This is a genomic window from Nonomuraea sp. NPDC003214, assembly GCF_053590035.1.
Genome location: NZ_JBSFSX010000002.1, coordinates 592,024 through 612,514, shown reverse-complemented (window position 1 = coordinate 612,514; position 20,491 = coordinate 592,024). Strand labels below are relative to the sequence as shown.

Here is a 20,491-nt window from a genome sequence, read left to right as displayed (position 1 = left end):
GCGTCAGGGTGACGGCCGGCCCTGCCGGAGGCGGTGGCGTACGGCCCAGAGGACGGCGCCGGCCGCGAAGACGGCCAGGCCCGCGAGCACGGAGGCGAGCGGGAGGGTGGCGGCGAGCAGCAGGCACAGGGCCAGCCCGAGCACCGGCACGGCCTTCGGCGGCGCGCCCTCGTCGCGGCGCAGGGTGAACGCGGCGGCGTTGGCGACGGCGTAGTAGACGAGCACGCCGAAGGAGGAGAACCCGATGGCCCCGCGCAGGTCGGCGACCAGCAGCAGGACGATCACCGCCGCCGCGACGGCGAGCTCGGCCCGGCGCGGCACCTGCGCTCCGGGGTGGACGGCGGCGAACACGCCGGGCAGGTCGTGCTCCCTGGCCATCGCCAGGACCGTGCGCGACACCCCGAGCATGAGCGCGAGCAGCGCGCCGAGGGCCGCCACCGCCGCGCCGGCGGCGACCACCGGCCGCATCCACTCCGCCCCGGCCGCGCTCACCACGTCGGCCAGCGGCGCGCCGGAGCCCGCCAGCCCCCACGCGGTCAGCGTGCCGAGCGCGGCCACCGCCACCAGGGCGTAGACGACGAACGTGACGGCCAGCGCGACGCCGATGGCACGCGGGATGGTCCGGGCGGGATCGCGCACCTCCTCCCCCAGCGTGGCGATCCGTGCATATCCGGCGAACGCGAAGAACAGCAGCCCCGCGCCCTGGAGCACTCCCCACAGCCCGGGGGCGGCCAGGCCGGCGGGCGCCCCGGCGGCCAGGGCCGTGACCTGGGAAACGCCGGGCGGACCGCCCGCGAAGGCCGCCACGACGACCCCGGCCAGCACCAGCAGGACGAACGCCACCATCACCCGGGCCGCGGCGGCGGAGCGCTGCACCCCGAACAGGTTGAGCGCGGTGAGCACCACCACGGCGGCGACGGCCAGCGGGCGGGCGAGCGCGGGGGCCGCGTAGGCGCCGAAGGTGAGCGCCATCGCGGCGCAGGAGGCGGTCTTGCCGATCGTGAAGCCCCAGCCCGCGAGGTAGCCCCAGAACGGGCCGAGGCGACGCCTGCCGTAGACGTACGTGCCGCCGGACTCGGGGTAGAGCGCGGCCAGGCGCGCCGAGGAGGTCGCGTTGCAGTAGGCCACCAGGCCGGCCAGGGCGAGCGCGGCGAGCAGCCACGTGCCGGCCGCCCGCGCGGCGGGGGCGAAGGCCGCGAACACGCCGGCGCCCACCATGGCGCTGAGCCCGACGACCACCGCGTCGCCGGTGCCCAACCTTCTCGCCAGCCCTGCGGCCACGCGCCCTCCTCGTTCCAGGAGGCAACTCTGCACCATCGGGCCGACACTTTCCCATCGGCCCGGGATACGCGGGGGAAATGGCGGGCGGCGTTTCGACGAGCGCCCCGGAGCCCAGCGGGTGTGGGTGGACGGTGGGCTCCGGGGACGACCAACCCCCGGCCGCGGCCGGGGACGACCAAAGGACGATCAGGCCCCGGACTCCGGTCCGGGGACGACGAGGACGGGGCGGCGGGAGTGGTGCAGGACGCGGTCGGAGGTGCTGCCCAGCAGGAGCGAGCGCACACCGCCGAGCCCCCGGGTGCCGGTGACGATCAGCTCGGCGTCCAGCTCGTCGGCCGTGTCGACGATCGTGGCCCAGACGGCCACGGCGTCGGAGGAGCAGCGCGGGGTGGCGTCCAGGCCGGCCTCGGTGGCGAGGGAGGCGCCGTGCTCGGCGAGCTCGCGCATGGCCTTGCCGATGGCCTCGTCCTCGGCGGCGGAGTTGTCGATCGTCATGATGAGCCCGGCGGACGCCCGGGCGGAGGTCATCGCCAGCCGCTCCCACACGGTCAGCACCACCGCGTGCCGGCCGGGGAACATCTTGCCGGCGAAGGCGATGGCGGCCTTGGCGTCGTCGGAGCCGTCGTAGGCGATCAGGATGGTCATGCCGATACCTCCGTGAGCAAAGTGTCAGGCTCCCCCTCTAACCGAGGGAGAGCCGTTCACTCCTGCTCGGGCAAGGGCTCAGGCAAGGGGGCGGGCCAGGGCGGGCACTCGGCGGGCGGCGGGGTTGAGCGCCGACATCCCGGCCAGGGCGAGGACGGCGAGCTCGGTGACGACCACGGTGCGCTGGATCAGCCCCGCCGGGAAGTCCTCGTTGGCCAGCGGGATGCCGAACATCCGGACCACGTACGGGATCACGACGGCGACCAGGGCGACCAGGGCGATGGTGCTGAGCACGCGGACGGCGCGGGCGTGGCGGACGCGGGCCCTGGCCAGCAGCAGTCCCGCGACGGGCATGACCAGGAAGGCGACGAAGGCGGCGTAGCGGTGGACGGCGCCCGACAGCGACAGCTCGACGCCGGGCGGGTCGGTCGGGAACGCGCCGATGAGGAACATGCTCGCGCCCCACACCAGCAGCAGGGCGACGACGCGGCGGTCCGCCCCGGCCCGGCGCACGGCCTCGGCGATCAGCGTCGAGCCCACCGCGAACAGGGTCAGCGACAGCGGCAGCAGCCAGCCGGCCGCCTGGAAGGCGTACTCGCTGATCACCGTGTGCATCGGGTCCAGCCCCGTCTCGGCGTGCAGGGTGAACATGGCGCCCGCGCCGGTGCCGATGGCCGTGAATCCGCTGACAAGCAAACCCTTCATGCCTACAAACGTGGCGGAATCCGGCTTCGCGGAGTATCGGAGATCACCCCCGGCGGGCCCTGAGGAATCCCCTACTACTTCGGTCTTAATACCCCTGTCAGGGGCATGATGACCTGCGGGGATACAGACCCTGGTAGGGATTGCCCCCTCAGGGGGAGTAGGGATTTGACTTAGAGCGCGCTCAAAGGGCGACCCTGGATGCATGAGCTGCTCAGGAAGGCCCGGAGGCGGTCGGGGAGCGGCCCTGGACCACACGATCGACATGTACAGGGGACACGGATGAACAGGCGCACACTCGGCACGGACGGCCCGGAGGTCTCGGCTCTGGGGCTGGGCTGCATGGGCATGTCGGAGTTCTACGGCAAGGGCGACGAGGCGGAGTCGATCTCGGTCATTCACCGCGCCCTCGACCTGGGCATGAATTTTCTGGACACCGCCGACATGTACGGCAGCGGGCACAACGAGGAGCTGGTGGGCCGGGCGATCAAGGGCCGCCGGGACGAGGTCGTGCTCGCCACCAAGTTCGGCGTGAACCGCGCCGGCGGCGCCCGCACGATCGAGAACAGCCCCGACTACATCCGGACGGCCTGCGACGCCTCGCTGCGCCGGCTCGGCGTCGACCACATCGACCTCTACTACATGCACCGCCGCAACCCGGACGTGCCCGTCGAGGACTCGGTCGGCGCGATGGCCGAGCTGGTCCAGCAGGGCAAGGTACGCCATCTCGGGCTGTCGGAGGTGAGCGCGGCGACGCTGCGCAAGGCGGCGGCCGTGCACCCGATCGCCGCGCTGCAGAGCGAGTACTCGCTGTTCACCCGGGGCCTGGAGGCGGAGATCCTGCCCACGGCCCGCGAGCTGGGCGTGGCGCTGGTCGCCTACTCGCCGATCAGCCGGGGCTTCCTCACCGGCGCCCTGCCGCCGGCCGACGAGCTGCCCGACGACGACTTCCGCAAGTGGATGCCGCGCAACACGGGACAGAACGCCGAGCACAACGCCGCCATGGTCGCCGAGGTCACCAGGATCGCCGAGGCGGCCGGGGTGACGACGGCGCAGCTCGCCCTGGCCTGGGTGCTCGCCCAGGGGCGCGACGTGGTGCCGATCCCGGGCACCAAGCGGCTGCGCTATCTGGAGGAGAACGCGGCGGCGGCGGACATCGAGCTGACCGCCGAGCAGCTCGCCGCGCTGGAGCGGGCGGTGCCCGCCGGCGCGGTGCGCGGCGACCGCTACGCCGACATGGCCTACCTGGAGTCCTGAGCGGGTACGGAGCGCCGTCCGGGCAGGTCGAAGTAGGCCCGGATGGCGGTGGCTCCGGCCCGGGTGTGCACGCGGACGAGGTCGCTCAGCAGGTTGACGATGAGCAGCCCGCGCGAGCCGGGCACGCGCGGGTCGACGGGGGCGCGCCCGGCCAGCGGGTCGGTGATGTGCCCGGCGTCGCTCACCTCGCAGACCAGCCGGCCGTCGGCGTGCCACACGCGGATCACGCCGGCGCCGCCGCCGTGGTCGAGGCTGTTGGCGCTGAGCTCGGCGACGACCAGCCGGATGTCGTCGAGCCGCTCGCCGGTGAACCCCAGCTTGTCGCCCACCTCACCGGCGAGCAGGCGGGCCGCCGCCAGGTTGTGGCGGTCGAAGCGGAGCGCGACGTGCTCGCCCGGCTCGTCGAGCGGGCGGTTGTGCCCGTCGACGACCGCCTGCGGCGCGTAGAGGTCGCTGACGCGCTCCCCCTCCTCGTCGCGCAGCACGGGGTGGGTGAGCGCGGCCTCGCGGATGACCTCGGGGTCGAGCCCGTCCAGGTCGTACGGGCACAGGATCGTGACCTGCCTGCCCCGGAACGCGTAGTTGATCAGCGCCTCGTGCTGGGCGCACGCCGGGTATTCGGTCGCGCTGCGCCCGGGCCAGATCGGCTCGCCGATGATGCGCACGTGCTCGCCGGGATGGCGGTCGGCGAAGTCGCGCAGCACGCCCGGGATGATCCGCCCGGGATTGCGCCCCGCCTTGAGCATGTCGAGCATGGTCACACGGGCGGCATCGGCGCCCAGCACGGCCTCGATCAGCTCGAGGTTACGCGCCGGAACGGCGACGGCCACGGGCTCGCCGGCGTCCAGGCCCTCGCGGATGAACCGGGTCGTGGCAGCAACGTATTCCCGATCGCCTCTGTAGAAGAGTGCCGGGTGCACGAACGGGTCTGCCAACATCGCCTTTCACGCTACCCGGCGTTGGGGTCATCAAGGCCGAGTGTTGGGTAGCTATTCAGTGTGAAGAGACTTCAGATCGTACAGCGGCCCCGGCCCCCTCGCCGCCCGCTCCCCCTCGATCTGCGTACCCCCGCAGGCCGTCCACTCCCGTTCTGACCGATGCGACCCTATGCTCAAGACATGTCGGAAATGCAGATCCGCGCATCCGACGCGGATCGGGAACTCGTCACCCAGCAGTTGCAGCGCGCCTTCACCGAGGGGCGTCTGGACCAGTTCGAGCTGGAGGACCGGCTCGAACGGGCGCTGAGTGCCAAGGTCCAGAGCGACCTGGTCAAGGTCGTCGAGGACCTGCCCGCCGACACGCCGCAGGTGAACGACGTGGTCGTGCTGGAGACCAAGCATGACGAGCTCAAGCGCGCCGGCGACTGGGCGGTGCCGCGCCGGCTGCGTGCCGTCTCCAAGCACGGCGGCGTCCACCTCGACTTCAGCCAGGCGGTCATCGCCCATCCCGTGGTGGAGGTCGAGCTCGACCTCAAGTACGGGTCCGCCAAGATCGTGCTGCCGCCGGGCGCCTCGGCCAACGTCGACGGGTTCCGCACCACGTACGGCACCACGTCCACCGCCGACGTGCCCGGGCGTCAGCGGCCCGGGGTGCTGCACGTGGTGGTGACGGGCGAGACCAAGTACGGCGCGCTCGCGGTCCGCTATCCGCGCAAGCGCTGGTTCACCCAGTCGTGAAACGCGAAGATGTGGTGCTCGCTGGGCACCAGCACGCCGCCGTCGGCGTAGGCGCGTGACGACATGCCGAGCTGGGTCCGCTCGCAGGCGTCGAAGTCCTGCTCGTTGACCCGGTGGAACAGCTCGACGGAGCGTGACAGGTCGGCCCCCGAGGCGACCACGTCGGGGTGGTAGAGCCAGTCGCACTCCACGATCGTGCGGTCGGCGGCCAGCGGGAACATCCGGTGCACGATCACGTGGTCGGGCACCAGGTTGACGAAGACCTGCGGCTTGACGGTGACCGCGTAGTAGCGCCGGTCCTGCTCGGGCGCGACGTCGGGCAGCTTGCCGAACCCGGCGGCGCCGTCGACGGTGAACCCCTCGGCCCGTTCGGCGAACGCGGCGCCGTGCCCCACGTAGTACTGCGCCGCGTATCCTCCGGCGAACTCCGGCAGCACCGCCGTGAGCTCGGGGTGGATGGTCGCGCAGTGGTAGCACTCCATGAAGTTCTCGACGATGAGCTTCCAGTTGGCGCGCACGTCGTAGCGGACGCGGCGGCCGACGGCGAGCTCGTCGGCGTGGTAGCGCTCGATGGCGGCCGGGTCGCCGAGCCGTTCGGTGGCGGCGTGCGTCACGCTCTCCTCGAACGGGGGCGGCTCGCCGGACAGGCAGATCCACGCGTAGCCGAGCCATTCGCGCAGCGCCACGGGCACCAGGCCGTAGGCGACCCGGTCGACGTCCGGCATCCTCGCCAGGTTGGGCGCAGCCGCCAGCGTGCCGTCGAGGTCGTAGGACCAGGCGTGGTAAGCGCACCGGATCGTCCGCCTGACCTCGCCGCCCTCCTCCAGGCAGAGCCGCGCGCCGCGGTGCCGGCAGACGTTGAGGAAGGCCCGCAGCAGCCCGTCGCGGCCCCGCACCACGATGACGCTCTCGCGCCCGGCCTGGACGGTGCGGAACGCGCCCGGGGCGGCGAGCTCGGCGGATCGGACCGCGCAGAACCAGAGCGATTCGAAGATCAGGGCCTGCTCGCGGGCGAACACCTCGGGGTCGGTGTAGGAGCGTCCGGGCAGCGTGGAGATCAGGCTCGATGTGCTGGTCAACAGACACTCCTTGTTGCGTAATACGCACCGAGTTGCCCTATATGCGAATAGTCAGCTCGGCCTAGGAGGCTGTCAAGAGGTAGCCGCTGGCCCACCTGAGCCACCGGGTGCACAGGCCGGTCGCGACCCGTTTCGGCACCAGCCGGGCCAGCGGCTCGTGCCGGTTGGTGATCTCGATCCCGGCGAGCACGGCCGAGCGGCGCACCATCCTGGCGCGGGCCCGCTCGTAGGCGCGCAGGTCGCCGGTGACCGAGCGCGCCAGCAGCCAGGCGTCCTCCAGCGCCTGGTTGGCGCCCTGCGCCAGGGTCGGCGGCATGGTGTGCGCGGAGTCGCCGGCCAGCGTGGTCGGCCCGCGCCCCCACACGTCCGGGATCTTCCACGTGTGGTGCGGGAAGAACTCGGGCGCGGTCATCGTGGCGAGGATGCGCGGCACCGGGTCCGGCAGGTCGCCGAACAGCCGCCGCAGCTTCCCCACCGGGTCGGGGTCGTCGCCCCACAGCGGCCTGCCGGGAGCCGTGCGCACGTCGAACCACCACAGCAGCCGCCCGCCGCCCGCCGGGATCAGCCCGCACAGCCCGCCCCCGCCGGAGATCAGCACGGCCCGGCCCGCGCCCATGAGCGCGGTCGGCTCGGTGGTGAACCCCTGCCAGGTCGCCCAGCCGCTGAGCCGCGCGGGATCGCCGCCCAGCATGGCGTGCCGCACCGCCGACCGGCGCCCGTCCGCGCCCACCAGCACGTCGCCGCGGACCGTCCGGCCGCCGGCCAGCCGTGCCCGCGCGCCGCCGGGGTCGACGGCCTCGGCGGCGGCGCCGTACGTGACCGGGACGCCCTCGGCGAGCAGCGCGACCAGCTCGCCGCGCGCCACGTGCACGGTGGGATGGCCGTAGGCGCGCTCGGCGTCGGTGAGGTCGGCGGAGCTGAGCATCCGCCCCCGCGCCGACCAGGACTCCAGCGTCTCCAGCCGCCGCCCGGCGGCGGCGGCGTCGATGCCGAGCTCGCGCAGGATCGCGGTGCTGCCAGGCCAGAGCGTGACGGACCCGCCGGCCGTACGCGGCTCCGGGGCCTCCTCGAACACCTCGACCTCGTGCCCGCCGCCCATCAGAGCGCGCGCGAGAGCGAGACCCGCCACGCCCGCCCCGATCACGACCACTCTCACGAAGAGGACAGATACCCGCTTTACGTCGGCTTGATATCGATGATGCTAGTGGGGTGCAAGCGTCGGTCAAGGTTTGCGCCATACTGTCCCCTCGTTCCTACACCAACGAAGGGCAAGACCATGACTCCCCCTCGCCGCATCGCGATCGCGATCGCGACGCTCACCCTTGCCGGCCTCACCACCGCGTGCGGCGCGATCGGCACCGCGGTCGACTGCAACAAGGTCGCCAGCGAGGTCACCACGATCATGAACGGCTTCAGCACCTCGGTCGCGGGCGCCGCCACCGACCCCTCCGCCATGGAGAAGGCCGGCCAGGAGGCCGCCGGCAAGATCAAGACCCTGGCCGCCGACTATGACGGCGAGCTCCGCTCGGCCCTTGACGAGATGGCCAGCGGCATGGAGAGCATCAAGATCGACGCTGCGAACCCGACCGCCGCCATGGACGCCGTCACCAAGCTCCAGAGCTCCGCGACGAAGATCCAGGGCGCCTGCAGCTGATGACGTTCCGCATGAAACCGGTCTAGTCTTGCTGCCCGTGACGGGCGACACGCTGGTGGGGCGGCCCAAGGTCGGCGCCACTCTCTCCGGTTTCATGACCCGGTTCAACCCCTGGCTGAGGGGCGACCGCCTGCGGGTCGGGCTCCTCAGCCTGGTGTCGGCCGTCGCGTACGCCGTGATCGGCCTGGTGGAGCTGGCCACCTACCGCACCAGCACCTTCGACCTGGTCATCCTCGACCAGACCGTGCGCAACTACGCGTCCTTCCGGCTCCCGTACGCGCCGGTCCTCGGCGCCTTCCACGACCGGGGGCTGGACTACCTCCAGCTCGCCGACCACTTCTCTCCCATCTACGCGCTGCTGGCGCCTTTCTACTGGGTGCACGACGGGCCCGGGTCGCTGATCGTGGCGCAGGCGCTGCTGTTCGCGGCGGCGATCCCGTTCATCTGGCTGTTCACCCGCCGCGTGCTGGGTCTCGGCCCCGCCTACCTGGTCGCTCTGGCCTACGCGCTGTCGTGGCCGGTGGCGCAGGCGGTGGCGTTCGACGCGCACGAGGTCATGTTCGTGCCGCTGCTGACCGCCGTCGCGATCGAGCGCTACCAGGCCGGCCGGCATCTGCCCGCTTTCGTGGCCCTGTTCACGCTCCTCCTGGTCAAGGAGGACATGGGGCTGATGGTGATCGGGTTCGGCGCCTACCTGTTCGCCGTGGGCGACCGCTTCCGCGGCGTGTGCTGCGCGGCCGTGGGGCTGGGCGGGGTGATGCTGACCCGGGGCGCGCTCGTCCCGATGCTGGGCGGGCAGGCGTCCGACTTCTGGGCCTACGGCCATCTCGGGCCTGACGTGCCGGGCGCGGTGCTGACGATGCTGCGCGATCCGCTCGCCGCGCTGCTGCTGCCCTTCAGCGAGGAGGCCAAGGTCGACACGCTGTTCCTGCTGGCGTGGCCGACGCTGCTGCTGTGCCTGCTCTCACCGCTGTCGCTGGTGGCGCTGCCGCACGTGCTCGAACGCATGCTGGCCGACCGTCATCTGTGGTGGCAGGCGGACTTCCAGTACAATGCGTTCACGGTGGCGATCCTGTTCTGCGCGGGCGTGGACGGGCTGGCCCGGCTGCTGCGCTGGGTCAAGCGGCCCGGCGACCGGTCGCTGACGCTGGCGTGGGCGGTGGCGGTGTGCGCGGTGGCGGTCACGCTGGTGCCGAGGTTCGCCCTGGACCAGCTTTACCATCCCGCCTTCTACAAGGGCGACCCGGTCAAGACGGCCGCGGCCGAGGCGGCGGTCGCGCACGTGCCGTCGGGGGTGACGGTCGAGGCGGCCAACTCCGTCGGGCCCGCCCTGAGCAGCCGCGCCACGGTCCTGCTGTGGACGGGACGGCCGCAGGGCGCGCCCTGGGTGGTGGCCGACACGGCCCGCTGGGAGTTCCCGTTCGGCACCGCCGAGGAGCAGTTCGCCCAGGTGGGCAGGCTCCTGGCGGAGGGCTACACGAAGGTGTTCGAGCGCGACGGCTACGTGGTGCTCAACCGGGCTCCATGATCTCAGCCGGGGGTCACGGCCTCGGGTGCGCTGAGGTGCTCGGCGATGGCGGTCTGCCAGCCGCGCAGGTAGTCGGCGTAGCCGTCGGCGAACCCGCGCAGCTCGCGGGCGCCCTGCGGGGACAGGGCGGTGAGGTCGTAGACGACCTCGGCCGTGCTGCCGCCCCGGGTGTCGCCGGTGACGGTCACGGTGACCGTGCCGGCCCGGGAGCCGGGGGTGACGCGGGCGTAGCAGACGCGGCGGCCCTCCTGGCGGTCGACCACGATCCAGGTGGTGCGCTCGCCGTGGGTGTCGGTCTCGAAGACCGTGCCGGGCGCGCAGTCGTCGTCGGCGGGCATCGGGAAGCGCGGCCGCCAGCCCTTGACCCAGCGCTCCTCGCCGCGCGGCGTGAACAGCAGCAGCGCCTCGGCGGGCGGCAGCGGCACCGCGACCAGGCCGCTGAGCGAATACTGCACCCCCGTCACCGGGCGACCAGCCGGTGCGCGTCGTCGGCGGTCAGGGTGAGGCCGTAGACGGACTTGAGCTGGTCGATCTTGCCGAGCGTCTCGGGCGAGAACGGCGCCCGACCCTCGAAGGCGTGGAGCGTGATGCCCTCGACGAGGTCGCCCAGGGACATGTCCAGGTATTCCGCCAGACCCTTGAGGACCTTGAGCAGGTTCTTCTCCACCCGGAGACCGGTCTGGGTCCGCTCCGCTGTTACCATGGTAACAATATACCTCAATTCGGGCGGGTGGTCGGGCGGGCGGCCGCCTCCGCGTAGGCCCGGTCGAACCCGGCCAGGACCGCGGGCCACGAGCCCGCCGCCGGCGGCGTGGCGCGGTTGTGCCGGGTGATCCGCTCGCGCAGCTCACGGTCCACGCTGAGCCTGGCCACGGCGTCGGCCAGCGCGTTCACGTCAGGACCGAGCAGGCCCTCGGTGCCGTCGCTGACGAAGTCGGCCACCCCGCTCTGCGACCGCGCCACCACCGGCAGCCCGGCCGCGCGCGCCTCCAGGGCGGCGATGCCGAACGACTCGCGCGGCGCCGGGGCCACGAACACGTCGGCCGACTCCAGCACCTTGGCGATCTGCTCGCGGGTGTGGCGGCCCGGCAGCGACACCCAGCCGGTCATGCCGTGCCGGGCCAGGTAGCGCTCCATCGAGGCGCGGGCCGGGCCGTCGCCGACCACGGTCGCGCGCAGCGGGATCTGCGCCGGGACCCGCGACCTGGCCAGCTCCAGCAGCTTGAGCAGGCGTACCGGATGCTTGCGCGGGGCCAGCCTGCCGACGGCCACGACATGCACCTCGCCCCGGTCGTCGGGGACGCTCTCGGCGGGGAAGCGGCGCCAGCCCGACAGGTCCAGCCCGTTGGACACCACGTGCACCGGCACCCGGGGCCCGGCGACCGCGCGGATCGGGGCCGCAGCCGCGTTGCTGACCGTGGTGGCCACCAGCCCCCACCGCTGCCATCCGTACGCCGTGCCGAGCAGCCGATAGAGGGCGCGCGTGACCGGATCCCACATGCTGTGGACCGTCACCACGCACGGCAGCCCGAGCCGGACCGCGGCGCGCACGCCCTGCCAGGCGAACGGAGAGACCGCCCCCGTGTGCACGTGCACCACGTCGGGCCGGGACCCGGCCAGGCGGCGGGTGAGATGCCTCACGCCCGCCGGGTGCACCGGCAGGTCGAACGGGACACGCGCCACGATCCGGTGCACACCGGGCAGCGCCTCGCCCCGGGTGGCGGTGGCCAGCTCCACCTCGTGTCCGGACTCGCGCTGCATTCGCACGAGATCGGCGACCTGCACCTCGATTCCCCCGAGTCTCGGCAGGTAACAGTCACTCACGTGAAAGATCCGCACCCCTCCCAGACTAATCTGGGCCTGTGCCTCCACGTACCGCTGTGTTCTTCCACGCCCACCCCGACGACGAGGCCCTGCTGACGGCGGGCACGATGGCGATGCTCGCGGCCGAAGGGCACCGCGTGGTGCTCGTGGTGGCCACCGCGGGCGAGCGCGGCCTGGCGGAGATCCGGCCGGGCGAGGCGCTGGGCGAGACCCGCATGAAGGAGCTCTACGCCTCGGCCGCCGCGCTCGGCTGCGCCCGCGTCGAGTGCCTGGGCTACGGCGACTCGGGGCTGAGCCCGAAGGGCGGCATCGCCGAGGAGCGGCCCGACAACGCCTTCATCGACGCCGACACGGAGAAGGCCGCCACCGCGCTGGCCGCCATCCTCCAGGAGGAGAACGCCGACCTGCTGTCGATCTACGACCCGGCGGGCGGCTACGGCCATCCCGACCACGTGCAGGTGCACCGGGTGGGCAGGCGCGCGGCGGAGATCGCCGGCACGCAGGTCGTGCTGGAGGCGACGGTCAACCGCGACCCGCTGGTCAAGCTGCTCAAGGCGGCGGGCAAGGTCTACCGGTTCCCGCCGGAGTTCGACGTGCGCACGTTCGAGAGCGCCTACTCCTCCGGCGAGACCATCACCCACCGCGTCAACGTGCGTCGCTACGCCCGGCAGAAACGGGCGGCGATGGAGGCCCACGCCTCGCAGGCGACCGGCGGCGACACCGACCGCACGCTGGCCGTGATGCTCAAGGTGCCGGGGCCGCTCTACCGGCTGGTGTTCGGCACCGAGTGGTTCGTCCGCCGCGACCTGCCCCCGGGTACGAGGCTGCGTCATCCCTTCGACCGATGGCCCAAGTAGCCGGCTACCGGCAGACTGGGCTCCGATGAAGAACAAGTGGCTCCAGATCACGCTGTCCGTCCTGTCGCTCGGGCTCGCGGTGCTGCTGGTGGTCTATCTGCCGCAGATCGTGCAGACGCTGACCGGCAAGCCCGTCTCCTGGCAGGAGATCGGCGCGGTGTTCGGCACGCTCGACGCCGGCATGATCGCGCTGATGACGGCCGTGTGGCTGCTGAGCCTGCTCGCCTACACGTTCGTGCTGACCGGGTCGCTGCCGGGGCTGGGCCACACGCAGGCGCTCACGCTCAACGCCGCCGGGAGCGCGGTCAGCAACCTGCTGCCGTTCGGCGGCGCGGCCGGGGTGGCGCTGACGTTCGCGATGACCAGGGGCTGGGGGTTCGCCAACCGGCCGATCGTGGTCATGACGCTCGTCAGCGGGATCTGGAACACGCTGTTCAGGTTCATCCTGCCGGCCGTCGGGATCATCGCGCTGCTGCTGGCCGGGCAGGCGCCCAACGCGACCGTGGCCAACGCCGGCTGGGTCGGCGCGATCTCGATCCTGGCCCTGTGCGCGGTGGTCGCCGCCGCCCTCTACTGGGACCGGGCCGCCGCCGTGCTGGGCCGGGGGCTCGACTTCCTGGCCAGGCTGGTGCGGCTCAAGGTCCGCCCGTCGCAGGCGTTCGAGAGGCTGCGCCACGACACCGCCACCGTCGTGCGGACCCGGTGGCCGATCATGTCGTTCGGCATGGTGTTCTTCCTCGGCTTCCAGTGGGCGATCATGGCCGCCTGCATGCTGGCCACCGGCGCCTGGCCGGGGCTCGCCGAGTCGATCGCCGTCTTCGCGCTGTCGCGGGTGCTCACGGCGGTGCTCGTCACGCCGAGCGGCGCCGGGATCATGGAGTCTGGCGTGGTCGTGCTGCTGACCACGTTCGGCGTGGCGGCCCCGCCGGCGACGGCCGCCGCACTGCTCTTCGGTTTCTGGACTTACACTATCGAGATCCCGTTCGGCGGCCTCGCGCTGGGGGCGTGGGCGCTCCTGCGCAGGCGCAACAGCCGAGGCGCCGCAGCGGATCCCCCGTCCACGATCTCGAAGGCCCCCCAGTGACTATCCCGAACCCTCCACGTAATCAACCCCGGGCCTTGTGCGTGATTCGGAAGCGCGCATAGCGTGGCGGCTGACATGGTGGCGTTCCGAGTTCTGGGGCCAGTCGAGGCGTACGAAAACGACGAACTCGACCTCGGCGGGTTGCGGCAACGGGCCGTGCTCGCCCGGCTTCTCGTGGCCAGGGGCCAGGTGGTGCCCGTCGACACGCTGCTGTACGACCTGTGGGACGACGACACCGCCAAGGGCGCCCAGTCGGGGCTGCAGGTCTACATCTCGCGGCTGCGCCGGGTGCTGGAGCCGGGCCGCCCGCGCGGCGGGCCCAACCGGCTGCTGGTGACCGTCGCCTCCGGCTACGCGCTGCGGGTGGCGCCCGAGCAGGTCGACGCGCTCCGCTTCGAGCAGCTCGTCCGGACGGCGGGCGAGCACCTCGACGACGGCGACCCGCAGGCCGCGCGCGGCCGCCTGGAGAAGGCGCTGGGCCTGTGGCGCGGCACCCCCTACTCCGACTTCGCCGACCAGCAGTGGGCCGAGGCCGAGGTCAACCGGCTGACCGAGCTGCGGCTGGTGGCCCGCGAGCGGCATGCCGACACCGGCCTGCGCCTGGGCATGCCCGCCGAGACCGTGCCCGACCTGGAGGCGCTCACCACCGAGCACCCGCTGCGCGAGGAGGGCTGGCGGCTGCTCGGCCTGGGCCTCTACCGGTGCGGCCGGCAGGGCGACGCGCTGGCGGCGCTGCGCCGGGCGCGCAACATCCTGGCCGACGAGCTCGGCATCGACCCCGGGCCGGCGCTGCGCAAGCTGGAGTCCGACATCCTCGCCCAGGCGCCCGAGCTGGAGCTGGCCCCGCCGCCCCGCCCGTCGCGGCCGGTGCCGCCCGCCGACACGTGGCCGCCCAGGCCCGCCACCCCGATCGAGCCGCCGCCGCTGGAGCCCGAGCCGTTCGTCGGCCGGGACGCCGAGCTGTCGAGGCTGACCACGGCCGCCGCCCGCACCGGCCGCTTCCAGGTGGCGATCGTCACCGGCGTCGCCGGGGCGGGCAAGACGACGCTGCTGCGCCAGTTGCAGAGCAGGCTGACCGCCGACGGCTGGATGACCTCCTCCGGCGCCTGCCCCGACTCCAGCGCCACCCCGCCCGGCTGGGCCTGGGTGGAGATCCTGCGCGCGCTCGTCGGCACGACCGGCGCGGGCGAGTACGCCCAGCTCCTGGCCCCGCTGCTGGACGACGCCGCGCCCGCGCCCGACGACGACGAGGTGTCCGGCGGGTTCCGGCTGCACCGGGCCGTCGGCGGCTACCTGGCGGGCGTCGCGCGCCGGGCCCCGGTGCTGCTCACGCTGGAGGACCTGCACTGGGCCGACGACCAGACGCTGGCGCTGCTGCGCGCGCTGCCGAGCCTGCTGGCCACCAGCCGGGTGCTGCTCGTGGTCACCTGCCGCGAGAGCGAGCTCGACGACCGGCAGGCCGACGTGCTGGCCGCGCTGGCCAGGCTGGGCCCGGTCCGGGTGGGTCTGTCCGGGCTCGCCCCGAAGGCCGTGGCCGAGCTGGTCCGGGCCACCTGCGTGCGCGAGATCGACGAGGACGCCGTCGAGTCGATCGTCGAGCGCACCGGCGGCAACCCGTTCTTCGTCCGCGAGACCGTCCGGCTGCTCGACGCCGAGGGCGCGGCCGACCGGGCGAGCGCGGCCGAGGTGCTGTCGCGGGTGCCCTCCGGGGTGCGTGACGTGCTGCGGCGGCGCGTCTCCCGGCTGCCCGCGGGCGCGCAGCAGATCCTGCTGCAGGCGGCGGTGATCGGCCGCGACGTGGACGTGGACGTGCTGGTCGACGTGGCCGGCGACGAGGACGCCGTGGTGGAGGCGGTCGAGGCGGCGCTGCTGGCCGGGCTGGTGACCGAGCCGGGCCCCGGGCTGCTGCGGTTCGACCACGACCTGGTGCGCGACACCCTCTACTCCGACGCCTCGCGGCTGCGCCGCACCCGGCTGCACGCGGCCGTGGCGGCGGTGATCGAGCGGCGGGCGCCGTCCGACGTGGCCGCGCTGGCCCACCACTACTTCCTGGCTGATGCCGCCGACAAGGCGGTGCACTACTCCGGGCTGGCCGCCGAGCAGGCCGAGCGGCGCTTCGCGCACCGCGAGGCGGCGACGCTGTGGGAGCAGGCCATCGCCGCCTTCGACCGCACCGGCGGCGACACCAAGCAGCGGCTGCGGCTCATGCTGCGCCGGATCAAGGCGCTGGCGCTGTGCGGCGACATGCACACGGCCCGGCTGCTGCGCCGCGAGGCGATGGACGCCGCGCTGCCGCTGGGCGACCTGGAGCTGACCGCGCGGGTCGCGGCGGCGCTCGCGGTGCCGCACAAGGGCATGGCGCGTGACTTCACCCGCACCGCGTGGGAGATCGTCGACGTCACCGAGCGGGCGCTGAGCGAGCTGCCCGAGGGCGAGCAGCAGCTGCGGGCCAGCCTGCTCACCACGCTGGCGCTGGAGCTGGAGGGCTCCTCCTCGCCCGAACGGGGCCGGCAGGCGTCGCTGGAGGCGCTGGAGGTGGCCCGGCAGAGCGGCGACCCGGCGCTGATCGCGGTCGCGCTGAGCGGGCGGCTGCGCCAGTCCTACGACATCCCGGCCGTCGACACCCGCGAGAGCATCGGCCGCGAGCTGCTCGACGTGGCCCAGCGCTCCGGCCAGGTCGCCACCCAGGCGCTGGCCCATCTGGTGCTGCTGGAGTGCGCGGCGGCGCGCGGCGAGTTCGGGGTCGCCGACGAGCACGCCGCCGCCGCCGACCGGCTGGCCCGGCAGTACGACCTGCCGGCCCCGGCCGCCGTCCACGCCTGGTATTCGGGGCAGCGGCAGATGATCGCCGGCGACTACACGGGCGCCGAGCGGGCCTACCGCGACGCGGCCCGGATGACGGCGCGGGCGGGCATGCTGGAGGGCCGCCAGGACCTGCCGCTGATCACCACGTTCTGCCTGCACCTGGTCGACGGCCGCGCGGCCGAGACGGTCGAGCTGCTGGCCGAGGCCCACCAGCGCGGCGCGAAGTGGACCCTCGACGCCTACGCGCTGGCGCTCGCCTCGGCCGGTCACGTGGCCGACGCCAAGGCGGTCGCCGCCGTCCGCCCGCCGGTGCGGCCCGACTTCCTGTACGAGCTCGCGATGACGTGGCGGGCGCTGGCCGGGATGCTGCTCGACGACCGGGAGCGGATGGTCGACTGCTACGACAAGCTCAAGCCGTTCGCCGACCGGGTGGCGGGCGCCGGCACCGGGGTCGTGGCGCTGTGGCCGGTGGCGCTGACGCTGGGCGACCTGGCGATCCGGCTGGGCCAGCCGGCCGCCGCCCGCGAGCACTACGGCAAGGCGCTGGAGGTGGCGCACCGGATCGGGGTGCCGCGCTGGGTGGAGGCGGCGCAGCGCTCGGTCAGCAGCTCACCTGGAAGCGGTCGCTCCTGATCGCCTCGCGCCCCTCGGCCTTGAGCTCGACGCGATACCAGCCGGGGTTGGCGGAGACGGCCGGCTCCCAGGCGGCGCTCTCCTCGGCTCCCGCGAACCCGGAGTAGTGCACCAGGTAGGTGCCCCAGGTGTTGGTGCCGGGGTTCCAGCGGGCCAGCCGCCAGCGGTAGGAGACGGCCTCGTCGGGGTCGGGGTTGACGATCACCGTACGGGCCAGGAACGTCTTCAGGCAGTCCGGCGCGCTGTCGAGGGCGGTGACCGTGACCTCGCCGGGCAGCGCGGTGGGCAGCGCGGCGGGCACCGCTGCGGGCACTGTGCGCGCCGGCAGGGTGACAGCCCGGGCGGGCGCGGGCAGCGGCGCGGAGCTCGCGGCGCCGTACGCGGTCAGGCCGGCGTAGGCGGCGGCGAAGGCGAGGGCCGCCACGAGGAACTTCACCGCGCTCGCCGCGCCGGTGGCCAGTGCCGTACGGCTGCTTCTCGTCGCCTTGCTCAACCCGGTCAACACGGTCAGTACCTCTCTTCGCTCACCGCCAAGCGTGGGGCACGGGTATTGAGCGTCGCTTGTCACACGCTTGCAACCTGCCTGTGGCGGTAACGTAAGGGGTGAACTAAGGTAAGCCTGACCTAATGGTTTGGCGTGGGGGGAGTCGGCTCATGGCATCACGCGTTCTGGCCGTCCCCGCGCCCACCGACCCCTTCCTGTTCGGGATTCCCTACTGGCTGGTGGGGGCGATCCTGATCCTCGCCCTGTTCGGAGCGTTCCAGGTCTACTACTGGGTGGGCCGCAGGCTCGGCGAGAAGCTGTACGACTCCCGCATCGGCGTCAAGGTGGGCCGCGAGCGGATCGAGAAGGTCGAGCGCGTCGTCGAGCGGTGGGGGGCGTTCGCCGTCTACGGCTGCTTCTGGGTGCCGATGCTGCGCCACACGCTGCCGTGGGTGGCCGGGGCGCTGCGGGTGTCCTATCCGTGGTACGTGGTGGCCAGCGCGCTGGGCTGCCTCACGTGGGCGCCGATGTGGTGGTTCGGGCTGACGGCGCTGGTGTGGGGCTGGTTCCGGATCGCCGCGTCCTCGCCTGTCACGGCCGGGCTGCTGGCGGTGGCGGCGGTGGCCGGGGTCGTGGTGATCGTGGTGCGGCGCAGGAGGAAGCGGACCTTCGTCGGCTGACGCTTTCCGGTTGTTTTCCCCTTTCGGGGTGGGTTTGGCGCGCCTCCTGGTGGTTCGGATGCCACGATGTCCGTCATGTTCGTCATGCGAATCGCGGCCTGTATAGGTTCCGCGCTGCTCGTCCTGATAGCCGGGACTCCGGCGTACGCGGCGGATACGCCCACCGTCAAGGCGAAGGCCGGCTACGTGGTCGACTCGGCGGGAACGATCCACTTCGGCAAGCGGGAGACCGCTCGGGTGCCGGTCGCCAGCCTGGTCAAGGTGATGACCGCCTACGTGGTGCTGCGCGAGGCCCGGCTGGGCGACACGGTCACCGTGACCGCCGCGGACGTGCGTCACGCGGTGCGCAACGGCGCCACCTCGGCCGCGCTCAAGAAGGGCGAGCGGCTGACCGTGCGCGACCTGCTCTACGGGCTCATGCTGCCCTCGGGCGCCGACGCGGCCCACGCGCTGGCCCGCCGCTACGGGCCGGGCACGAACGCCTTCGTGCGCAAGATGAACGCCACCGCCCGCGCGCTCGGCCTGGACGACACCCGCTACACGAACGCCGACGGCCTGCCGAAACCGTCGCTCGGCGGCCATTCGACGGCCGTGGACCAGGCCGAGCTGGCGCGCCGGGCGCTGGAGAACCCGGTCTTCCGCACGATCGTCGGCCGCGAGGTGCACCGGGTGCCGAAGACGTCCGCGCACCGGGCGCACATCTGGCGCAACACCAACAAGCTGCTCACCCGGGCCGACGGCGTGACGGGGGTGAAGACCGGCTACACGCGGGCGGCGGGGTTCTGCCTGCTGTTCGCGGGCGAGCGGGGCGGCAGGCAGGTGATCGGCGTGCTGCTGAACGACCAGGACGAGCGCCGTTTCAGCACCGCCGAACGGCTGCTCGACCATGCCGGCAGCCAGATCGAGGTCAGCTGACCGGCATGCCCGGACAGGCGGGGTCGAGCCGGTCGGCCGTCACCCGGAGCGTGTAGGCGAGCCGCACCCGCACCCGTCCCCTGTCGCGGGAGTGTTTCACCGGCGCGCCCGGCAGCGCCTCGGTCAGCGTGTCCGCGTGTCCCATCGCGCTCTGATGAGCCAGTACCTGCATGGCGTCCATGACACCTCCTTAATCAATTAAGAGCTTAATTGATTAAGGAGGGCTCCGGCAAGGGATTCCGATACCGTTGGACGATGGCCAAGGTCACGCTGCAGACGATCGCCGACAGGGTGGGCGTGTCGCGGGCCACCGTGTCCTACGCCTTCTCCCGGCCCGACCAGCTCAGCGAGGGGCTGCGCCGGCGCATTCTGGAGGTGGCCGACGAGCTGGGCTACGCCGGGCCCAACGCGACCGCGCGCTCCCTGCGGCTCGGCCGGGCCGGCGCGCTCGGCCTGCTGTTCAGCGAGACCCTGCCCTACGCGTTCGCCGACCCGTACGCGGTCGGGTTCTTCCAGGGGCTGGCCGCCGCCGCCGAGGACGCGGGCGTCGGGCTGCTCATCCTGCCGCTGCCGCGCGGCGAGCAGCGCCCGGTGCCGGTGCGTGACGCGGTGGTCGACGCCTTCTGCGTGGTCTCGCTGCCCGACGGGCACCCCGCGCTGGCGGAGGTGCTGGCCAGGAAGCTGCCGATGGTGGTGGTCGACGAGCCGTACGTGCCGGGCCACCCGTTCGTCGGCATCGACGAGCCGGCGGCGGGGGCGCTGGCCGCCCGCCACGTGCTGGAGCTGGGCCACCGGCGCGTCGGGGTGGCGATGGTGGGCCTGCACGACGACGGCCGCACCGGCTGGGCCGACCCGGCGCGGCAGCGGGCGGCGACGTTCGAGGCGATGCGCGGCCGGCGGGGCGGCTACGAGAGCGCCTGCGTGGCCGCCGGGGTCGACTGGGCCGGCGTGCCGTTCTACGAGCTGTCCCGCAACTCGCGGGAGGCGGGCCGGGAGGCCGGGCACGCGCTGCTCCGGACCGACCCTCGGCCCACCGCCGTCCTGACCAACACCGACGTGCTGGCGCTCGGCGTCCTCGACGCCGCCGCCGACCTGGGGCTGCGGGTGCCGGAGGACCTGTCGGTGGTCGGGTTCTCCGACAGCGCGGCGCAGGAGGCCGGGCTGACGACGATCCGGCAGGCCAAACAGGAGATCGGCGAGAAGGCCGGGCGGCTGCTGCTGTCCGACCCGCCGGCCGCGCCGGAGCGGCTGATCTTCCCGCACGAGCTGATCGTCCGCTCGTCCACGGCGGCTCCTCACTGAAATTTCAGTGAAATACCAGCCCCCACCCGCCACCAAAAGGTGCGAATTCCCCGCGAACACCCCATTGACGCCCCTCTGACGGGCA

At 73.0% G+C, this 20,491-nt stretch carries 21 protein-coding genes; 10 read left to right on the top strand and 11 right to left on the bottom strand.

All coding sequences use genetic code 11. From position 1 onward, the window contains the following. Window positions 1-3: 3 nt before the first annotated feature. The 3 genes from ACWDXC_RS07875 to ACWDXC_RS07865 form a co-directional block, all read right to left on the bottom strand. Window positions 4-1,317, bottom strand: a complete 1,314-nt coding sequence (locus tag ACWDXC_RS07875; RefSeq protein ID WP_449979271.1) for an APC family permease — start codon at window positions 1,315-1,317, stop codon at window positions 4-6. A gap of 150 nt (window positions 1,318-1,467) precedes the next feature. Further along, window positions 1,468-1,926, bottom strand: a complete 459-nt coding sequence (locus ACWDXC_RS07870) for a universal stress protein (protein ID WP_219510226.1) — start codon at window positions 1,924-1,926, stop codon at window positions 1,468-1,470. Window positions 1,927-2,004: 78 nt separating this feature from the next. Continuing rightward, window positions 2,005-2,631, bottom strand: a complete 627-nt coding sequence (locus ACWDXC_RS07865; protein WP_364174446.1) for a DUF998 domain-containing protein — start codon at window positions 2,629-2,631, stop codon at window positions 2,005-2,007. Between the two features lie 279 nt (window positions 2,632-2,910). On the opposite strand from ACWDXC_RS07865, the gene ACWDXC_RS07860 reads away from it, so the two are divergent. After that, complete coding sequence (locus ACWDXC_RS07860; protein ID WP_449979267.1) at window positions 2,911-3,885, top strand: aldo/keto reductase; 975 nt, start codon at window positions 2,911-2,913, stop codon at window positions 3,883-3,885. Here the strand turns inward: ACWDXC_RS07860 and ACWDXC_RS07855 are convergent. Continuing rightward, complete coding sequence (locus ACWDXC_RS07855) at window positions 3,870-4,823, bottom strand: anti-sigma factor RsbA family regulatory protein (protein WP_449979265.1); 954 nt, start codon at window positions 4,821-4,823, stop codon at window positions 3,870-3,872. The genes ACWDXC_RS07860 and ACWDXC_RS07855 overlap by 16 nt on opposite strands. 180 nt (window positions 4,824-5,003) lie before the next feature. Here ACWDXC_RS07855 and ACWDXC_RS07850 point away from each other — a divergent pair, with 180 nt between their 5' ends. Beyond that, window positions 5,004-5,561, top strand: a complete 558-nt coding sequence (locus ACWDXC_RS07850; protein ID WP_449979263.1) for a DUF1707 SHOCT-like domain-containing protein — start codon at window positions 5,004-5,006, stop codon at window positions 5,559-5,561. Here the strand turns inward: ACWDXC_RS07850 and ACWDXC_RS07845 are convergent. Then, window positions 5,528-6,640 carry an aromatic ring-hydroxylating oxygenase subunit alpha gene (locus ACWDXC_RS07845; protein WP_449979261.1) on the bottom strand — a complete coding sequence of 371 codons (1,113 nt, stop codon included), beginning with the start codon at window positions 6,638-6,640 and terminating at the stop codon, window positions 5,528-5,530. The two genes, ACWDXC_RS07850 and ACWDXC_RS07845, sit on opposite strands and share 34 nt — an antisense overlap. Window positions 6,641-6,701: 61 nt before the next feature. Continuing rightward, complete coding sequence (locus tag ACWDXC_RS07840) at window positions 6,702-7,796, bottom strand: FAD-dependent oxidoreductase (RefSeq protein WP_449979259.1); 1,095 nt, start codon at window positions 7,794-7,796, stop codon at window positions 6,702-6,704. A 120-nt stretch (window positions 7,797-7,916) separates the two neighbouring features. Between ACWDXC_RS07840 and ACWDXC_RS07835 the strand changes: the two genes are divergently transcribed. Together ACWDXC_RS07835 and ACWDXC_RS07830 are read left to right on the top strand one after the other, a co-directional pair. Then, the gene (locus ACWDXC_RS07835) at window positions 7,917-8,294 is read left to right on the top strand and encodes a hypothetical protein (protein ID WP_219510233.1); all 378 of its coding nucleotides are present in this window, start codon (window positions 7,917-7,919) and stop codon (window positions 8,292-8,294) included. A gap of 37 nt (window positions 8,295-8,331) precedes the next feature. Beyond that, window positions 8,332-9,822 (top strand): DUF2079 domain-containing protein, encoded by a 1,491-nt coding sequence (locus ACWDXC_RS07830; protein ID WP_449979257.1) that lies wholly within the window; start codon window positions 8,332-8,334, stop codon window positions 9,820-9,822. Window positions 9,823-9,824: 2 nt separating this feature from the next. On the opposite strand, the gene ACWDXC_RS07825 is transcribed toward ACWDXC_RS07830, so the two are convergent. Genes ACWDXC_RS07825 through ACWDXC_RS07815 form a run of 3 tightly spaced genes read right to left on the bottom strand, consistent with a single transcriptional unit; the run spans window position 9,825 to window position 11,646 of the window. Continuing rightward, window positions 9,825-10,286: a hypothetical protein gene (locus tag ACWDXC_RS07825; protein WP_357585625.1), complete on the bottom strand. Its 462-nt coding sequence runs from the start codon at window positions 10,284-10,286 to the stop codon at window positions 9,825-9,827. Beyond that, the gene (locus tag ACWDXC_RS07820) at window positions 10,283-10,525 is read right to left on the bottom strand and encodes a hypothetical protein (protein WP_449979255.1); all 243 of its coding nucleotides are present in this window, start codon (window positions 10,523-10,525) and stop codon (window positions 10,283-10,285) included. Before ACWDXC_RS07820 ends, ACWDXC_RS07825 begins: the two co-directional genes overlap by 4 nt. A gap of 14 nt (window positions 10,526-10,539) precedes the next feature. Beyond that, the gene (locus ACWDXC_RS07815) at window positions 10,540-11,646 is read right to left on the bottom strand and encodes a glycosyltransferase family 4 protein (RefSeq protein WP_449979252.1); all 1,107 of its coding nucleotides are present in this window, start codon (window positions 11,644-11,646) and stop codon (window positions 10,540-10,542) included. A 38-nt stretch (window positions 11,647-11,684) separates the two neighbouring features. Here ACWDXC_RS07815 and ACWDXC_RS07810 point away from each other — a divergent pair, with 38 nt between their 5' ends. The 3 genes from ACWDXC_RS07810 (at window position 11,685) to ACWDXC_RS07800 (ending at window position 17,025) form a co-directional block, all read left to right on the top strand. Beyond that, window positions 11,685-12,503, top strand: a complete 819-nt coding sequence (locus ACWDXC_RS07810) for a PIG-L deacetylase family protein (RefSeq protein WP_449979250.1) — start codon at window positions 11,685-11,687, stop codon at window positions 12,501-12,503. Between the two features lie 25 nt (window positions 12,504-12,528). Next, window positions 12,529-13,587 (top strand): lysylphosphatidylglycerol synthase domain-containing protein, encoded by a 1,059-nt coding sequence (locus tag ACWDXC_RS07805; protein ID WP_219510237.1) that lies wholly within the window; start codon window positions 12,529-12,531, stop codon window positions 13,585-13,587. A 75-nt stretch (window positions 13,588-13,662) separates the two neighbouring features. Further along, window positions 13,663-17,025, top strand: a complete 3,363-nt coding sequence (locus ACWDXC_RS07800; RefSeq protein WP_449979247.1) for a BTAD domain-containing putative transcriptional regulator — start codon at window positions 13,663-13,665, stop codon at window positions 17,023-17,025. Here the strand turns inward: ACWDXC_RS07800 and ACWDXC_RS07795 are convergent. Further along, window positions 16,994-17,530: a hypothetical protein gene (locus ACWDXC_RS07795; protein ID WP_449979245.1), complete on the bottom strand. Its 537-nt coding sequence runs from the start codon at window positions 17,528-17,530 to the stop codon at window positions 16,994-16,996. The two genes, ACWDXC_RS07800 and ACWDXC_RS07795, sit on opposite strands and share 32 nt — an antisense overlap. A gap of 149 nt (window positions 17,531-17,679) precedes the next feature. On the opposite strand from ACWDXC_RS07795, the gene ACWDXC_RS07790 reads away from it, so the two are divergent. Together ACWDXC_RS07790 and ACWDXC_RS07785 are read left to right on the top strand one after the other, a co-directional pair. After that, entirely contained in the window at window positions 17,680-18,189 is a 510-nt protein-coding gene (locus tag ACWDXC_RS07790) for a DedA family protein (RefSeq protein WP_449979242.1), read from the top strand. Window positions 18,190-18,264: 75 nt separating this feature from the next. Next, window positions 18,265-19,104, top strand: coding sequence for a D-alanyl-D-alanine carboxypeptidase family protein (locus ACWDXC_RS07785; protein WP_449979240.1), 840 nt, complete (start codon window positions 18,265-18,267; stop codon window positions 19,102-19,104). On the opposite strand, the gene ACWDXC_RS07780 is transcribed toward ACWDXC_RS07785, so the two are convergent. Then, window positions 19,097-19,285: a hypothetical protein gene (locus ACWDXC_RS07780; RefSeq protein ID WP_449979237.1), complete on the bottom strand. Its 189-nt coding sequence runs from the start codon at window positions 19,283-19,285 to the stop codon at window positions 19,097-19,099. The two genes, ACWDXC_RS07785 and ACWDXC_RS07780, sit on opposite strands and share 8 nt — an antisense overlap. 74 nt (window positions 19,286-19,359) lie before the next feature. On the opposite strand from ACWDXC_RS07780, the gene ACWDXC_RS07775 reads away from it, so the two are divergent. After that, a complete protein-coding gene (locus ACWDXC_RS07775) occupies window positions 19,360-20,406 on the top strand; it encodes a LacI family DNA-binding transcriptional regulator (RefSeq protein WP_449979234.1) in 1,047 nt (348 codons plus the stop codon). Window positions 20,407-20,491: the final 85 nt, after the last annotated feature.

Bases quoted from the DNA above. Each gene is read 5' to 3' on its own strand.
- ACWDXC_RS07855 (WP_449979265.1), bottom strand. From the start codon at position 4,823: ATGTTGGCAGACCCGTTCGTGCACCCGGCACTCTTCTACAGAGGCGAT.
- ACWDXC_RS07780 (WP_449979237.1), bottom strand. From the start codon at position 19,285: ATGGACGCCATGCAGGTACTGGCTCATCAGAGCGCGATGGGACACGCG.
- ACWDXC_RS07835 (WP_219510233.1), top strand. From the start codon at position 7,917: ATGACTCCCCCTCGCCGCATCGCGATCGCGATCGCGACGCTCACCCTT.
- ACWDXC_RS07875 (WP_449979271.1), bottom strand. From the start codon at position 1,317: ATGGTGCAGAGTTGCCTCCTGGAACGAGGAGGGCGCGTGGCCGCAGGG.
- ACWDXC_RS07850 (WP_449979263.1), top strand. From the start codon at position 5,004: ATGTCGGAAATGCAGATCCGCGCATCCGACGCGGATCGGGAACTCGTC.
- ACWDXC_RS07865 (WP_364174446.1), bottom strand. From the start codon at position 2,631: ATGAAGGGTTTGCTTGTCAGCGGATTCACGGCCATCGGCACCGGCGCG.
- ACWDXC_RS07860 (WP_449979267.1), top strand. From the start codon at position 2,911: ATGAACAGGCGCACACTCGGCACGGACGGCCCGGAGGTCTCGGCTCTG.
- ACWDXC_RS07870 (WP_219510226.1), bottom strand. From the start codon at position 1,926: ATGACCATCCTGATCGCCTACGACGGCTCCGACGACGCCAAGGCCGCC.
- ACWDXC_RS07790 (WP_449979242.1), top strand. From the start codon at position 17,680: ATGGCATCACGCGTTCTGGCCGTCCCCGCGCCCACCGACCCCTTCCTG.
- ACWDXC_RS07805 (WP_219510237.1), top strand. From the start codon at position 12,529: ATGAAGAACAAGTGGCTCCAGATCACGCTGTCCGTCCTGTCGCTCGGG.
- ACWDXC_RS07820 (WP_449979255.1), bottom strand. From the start codon at position 10,525: ATGGTAACAGCGGAGCGGACCCAGACCGGTCTCCGGGTGGAGAAGAAC.
- ACWDXC_RS07785 (WP_449979240.1), top strand. From the start codon at position 18,265: ATGTTCGTCATGCGAATCGCGGCCTGTATAGGTTCCGCGCTGCTCGTC.
- ACWDXC_RS07800 (WP_449979247.1), top strand. From the start codon at position 13,663: ATGGTGGCGTTCCGAGTTCTGGGGCCAGTCGAGGCGTACGAAAACGAC.
- ACWDXC_RS07775 (WP_449979234.1), top strand. From the start codon at position 19,360: ATGGCCAAGGTCACGCTGCAGACGATCGCCGACAGGGTGGGCGTGTCG.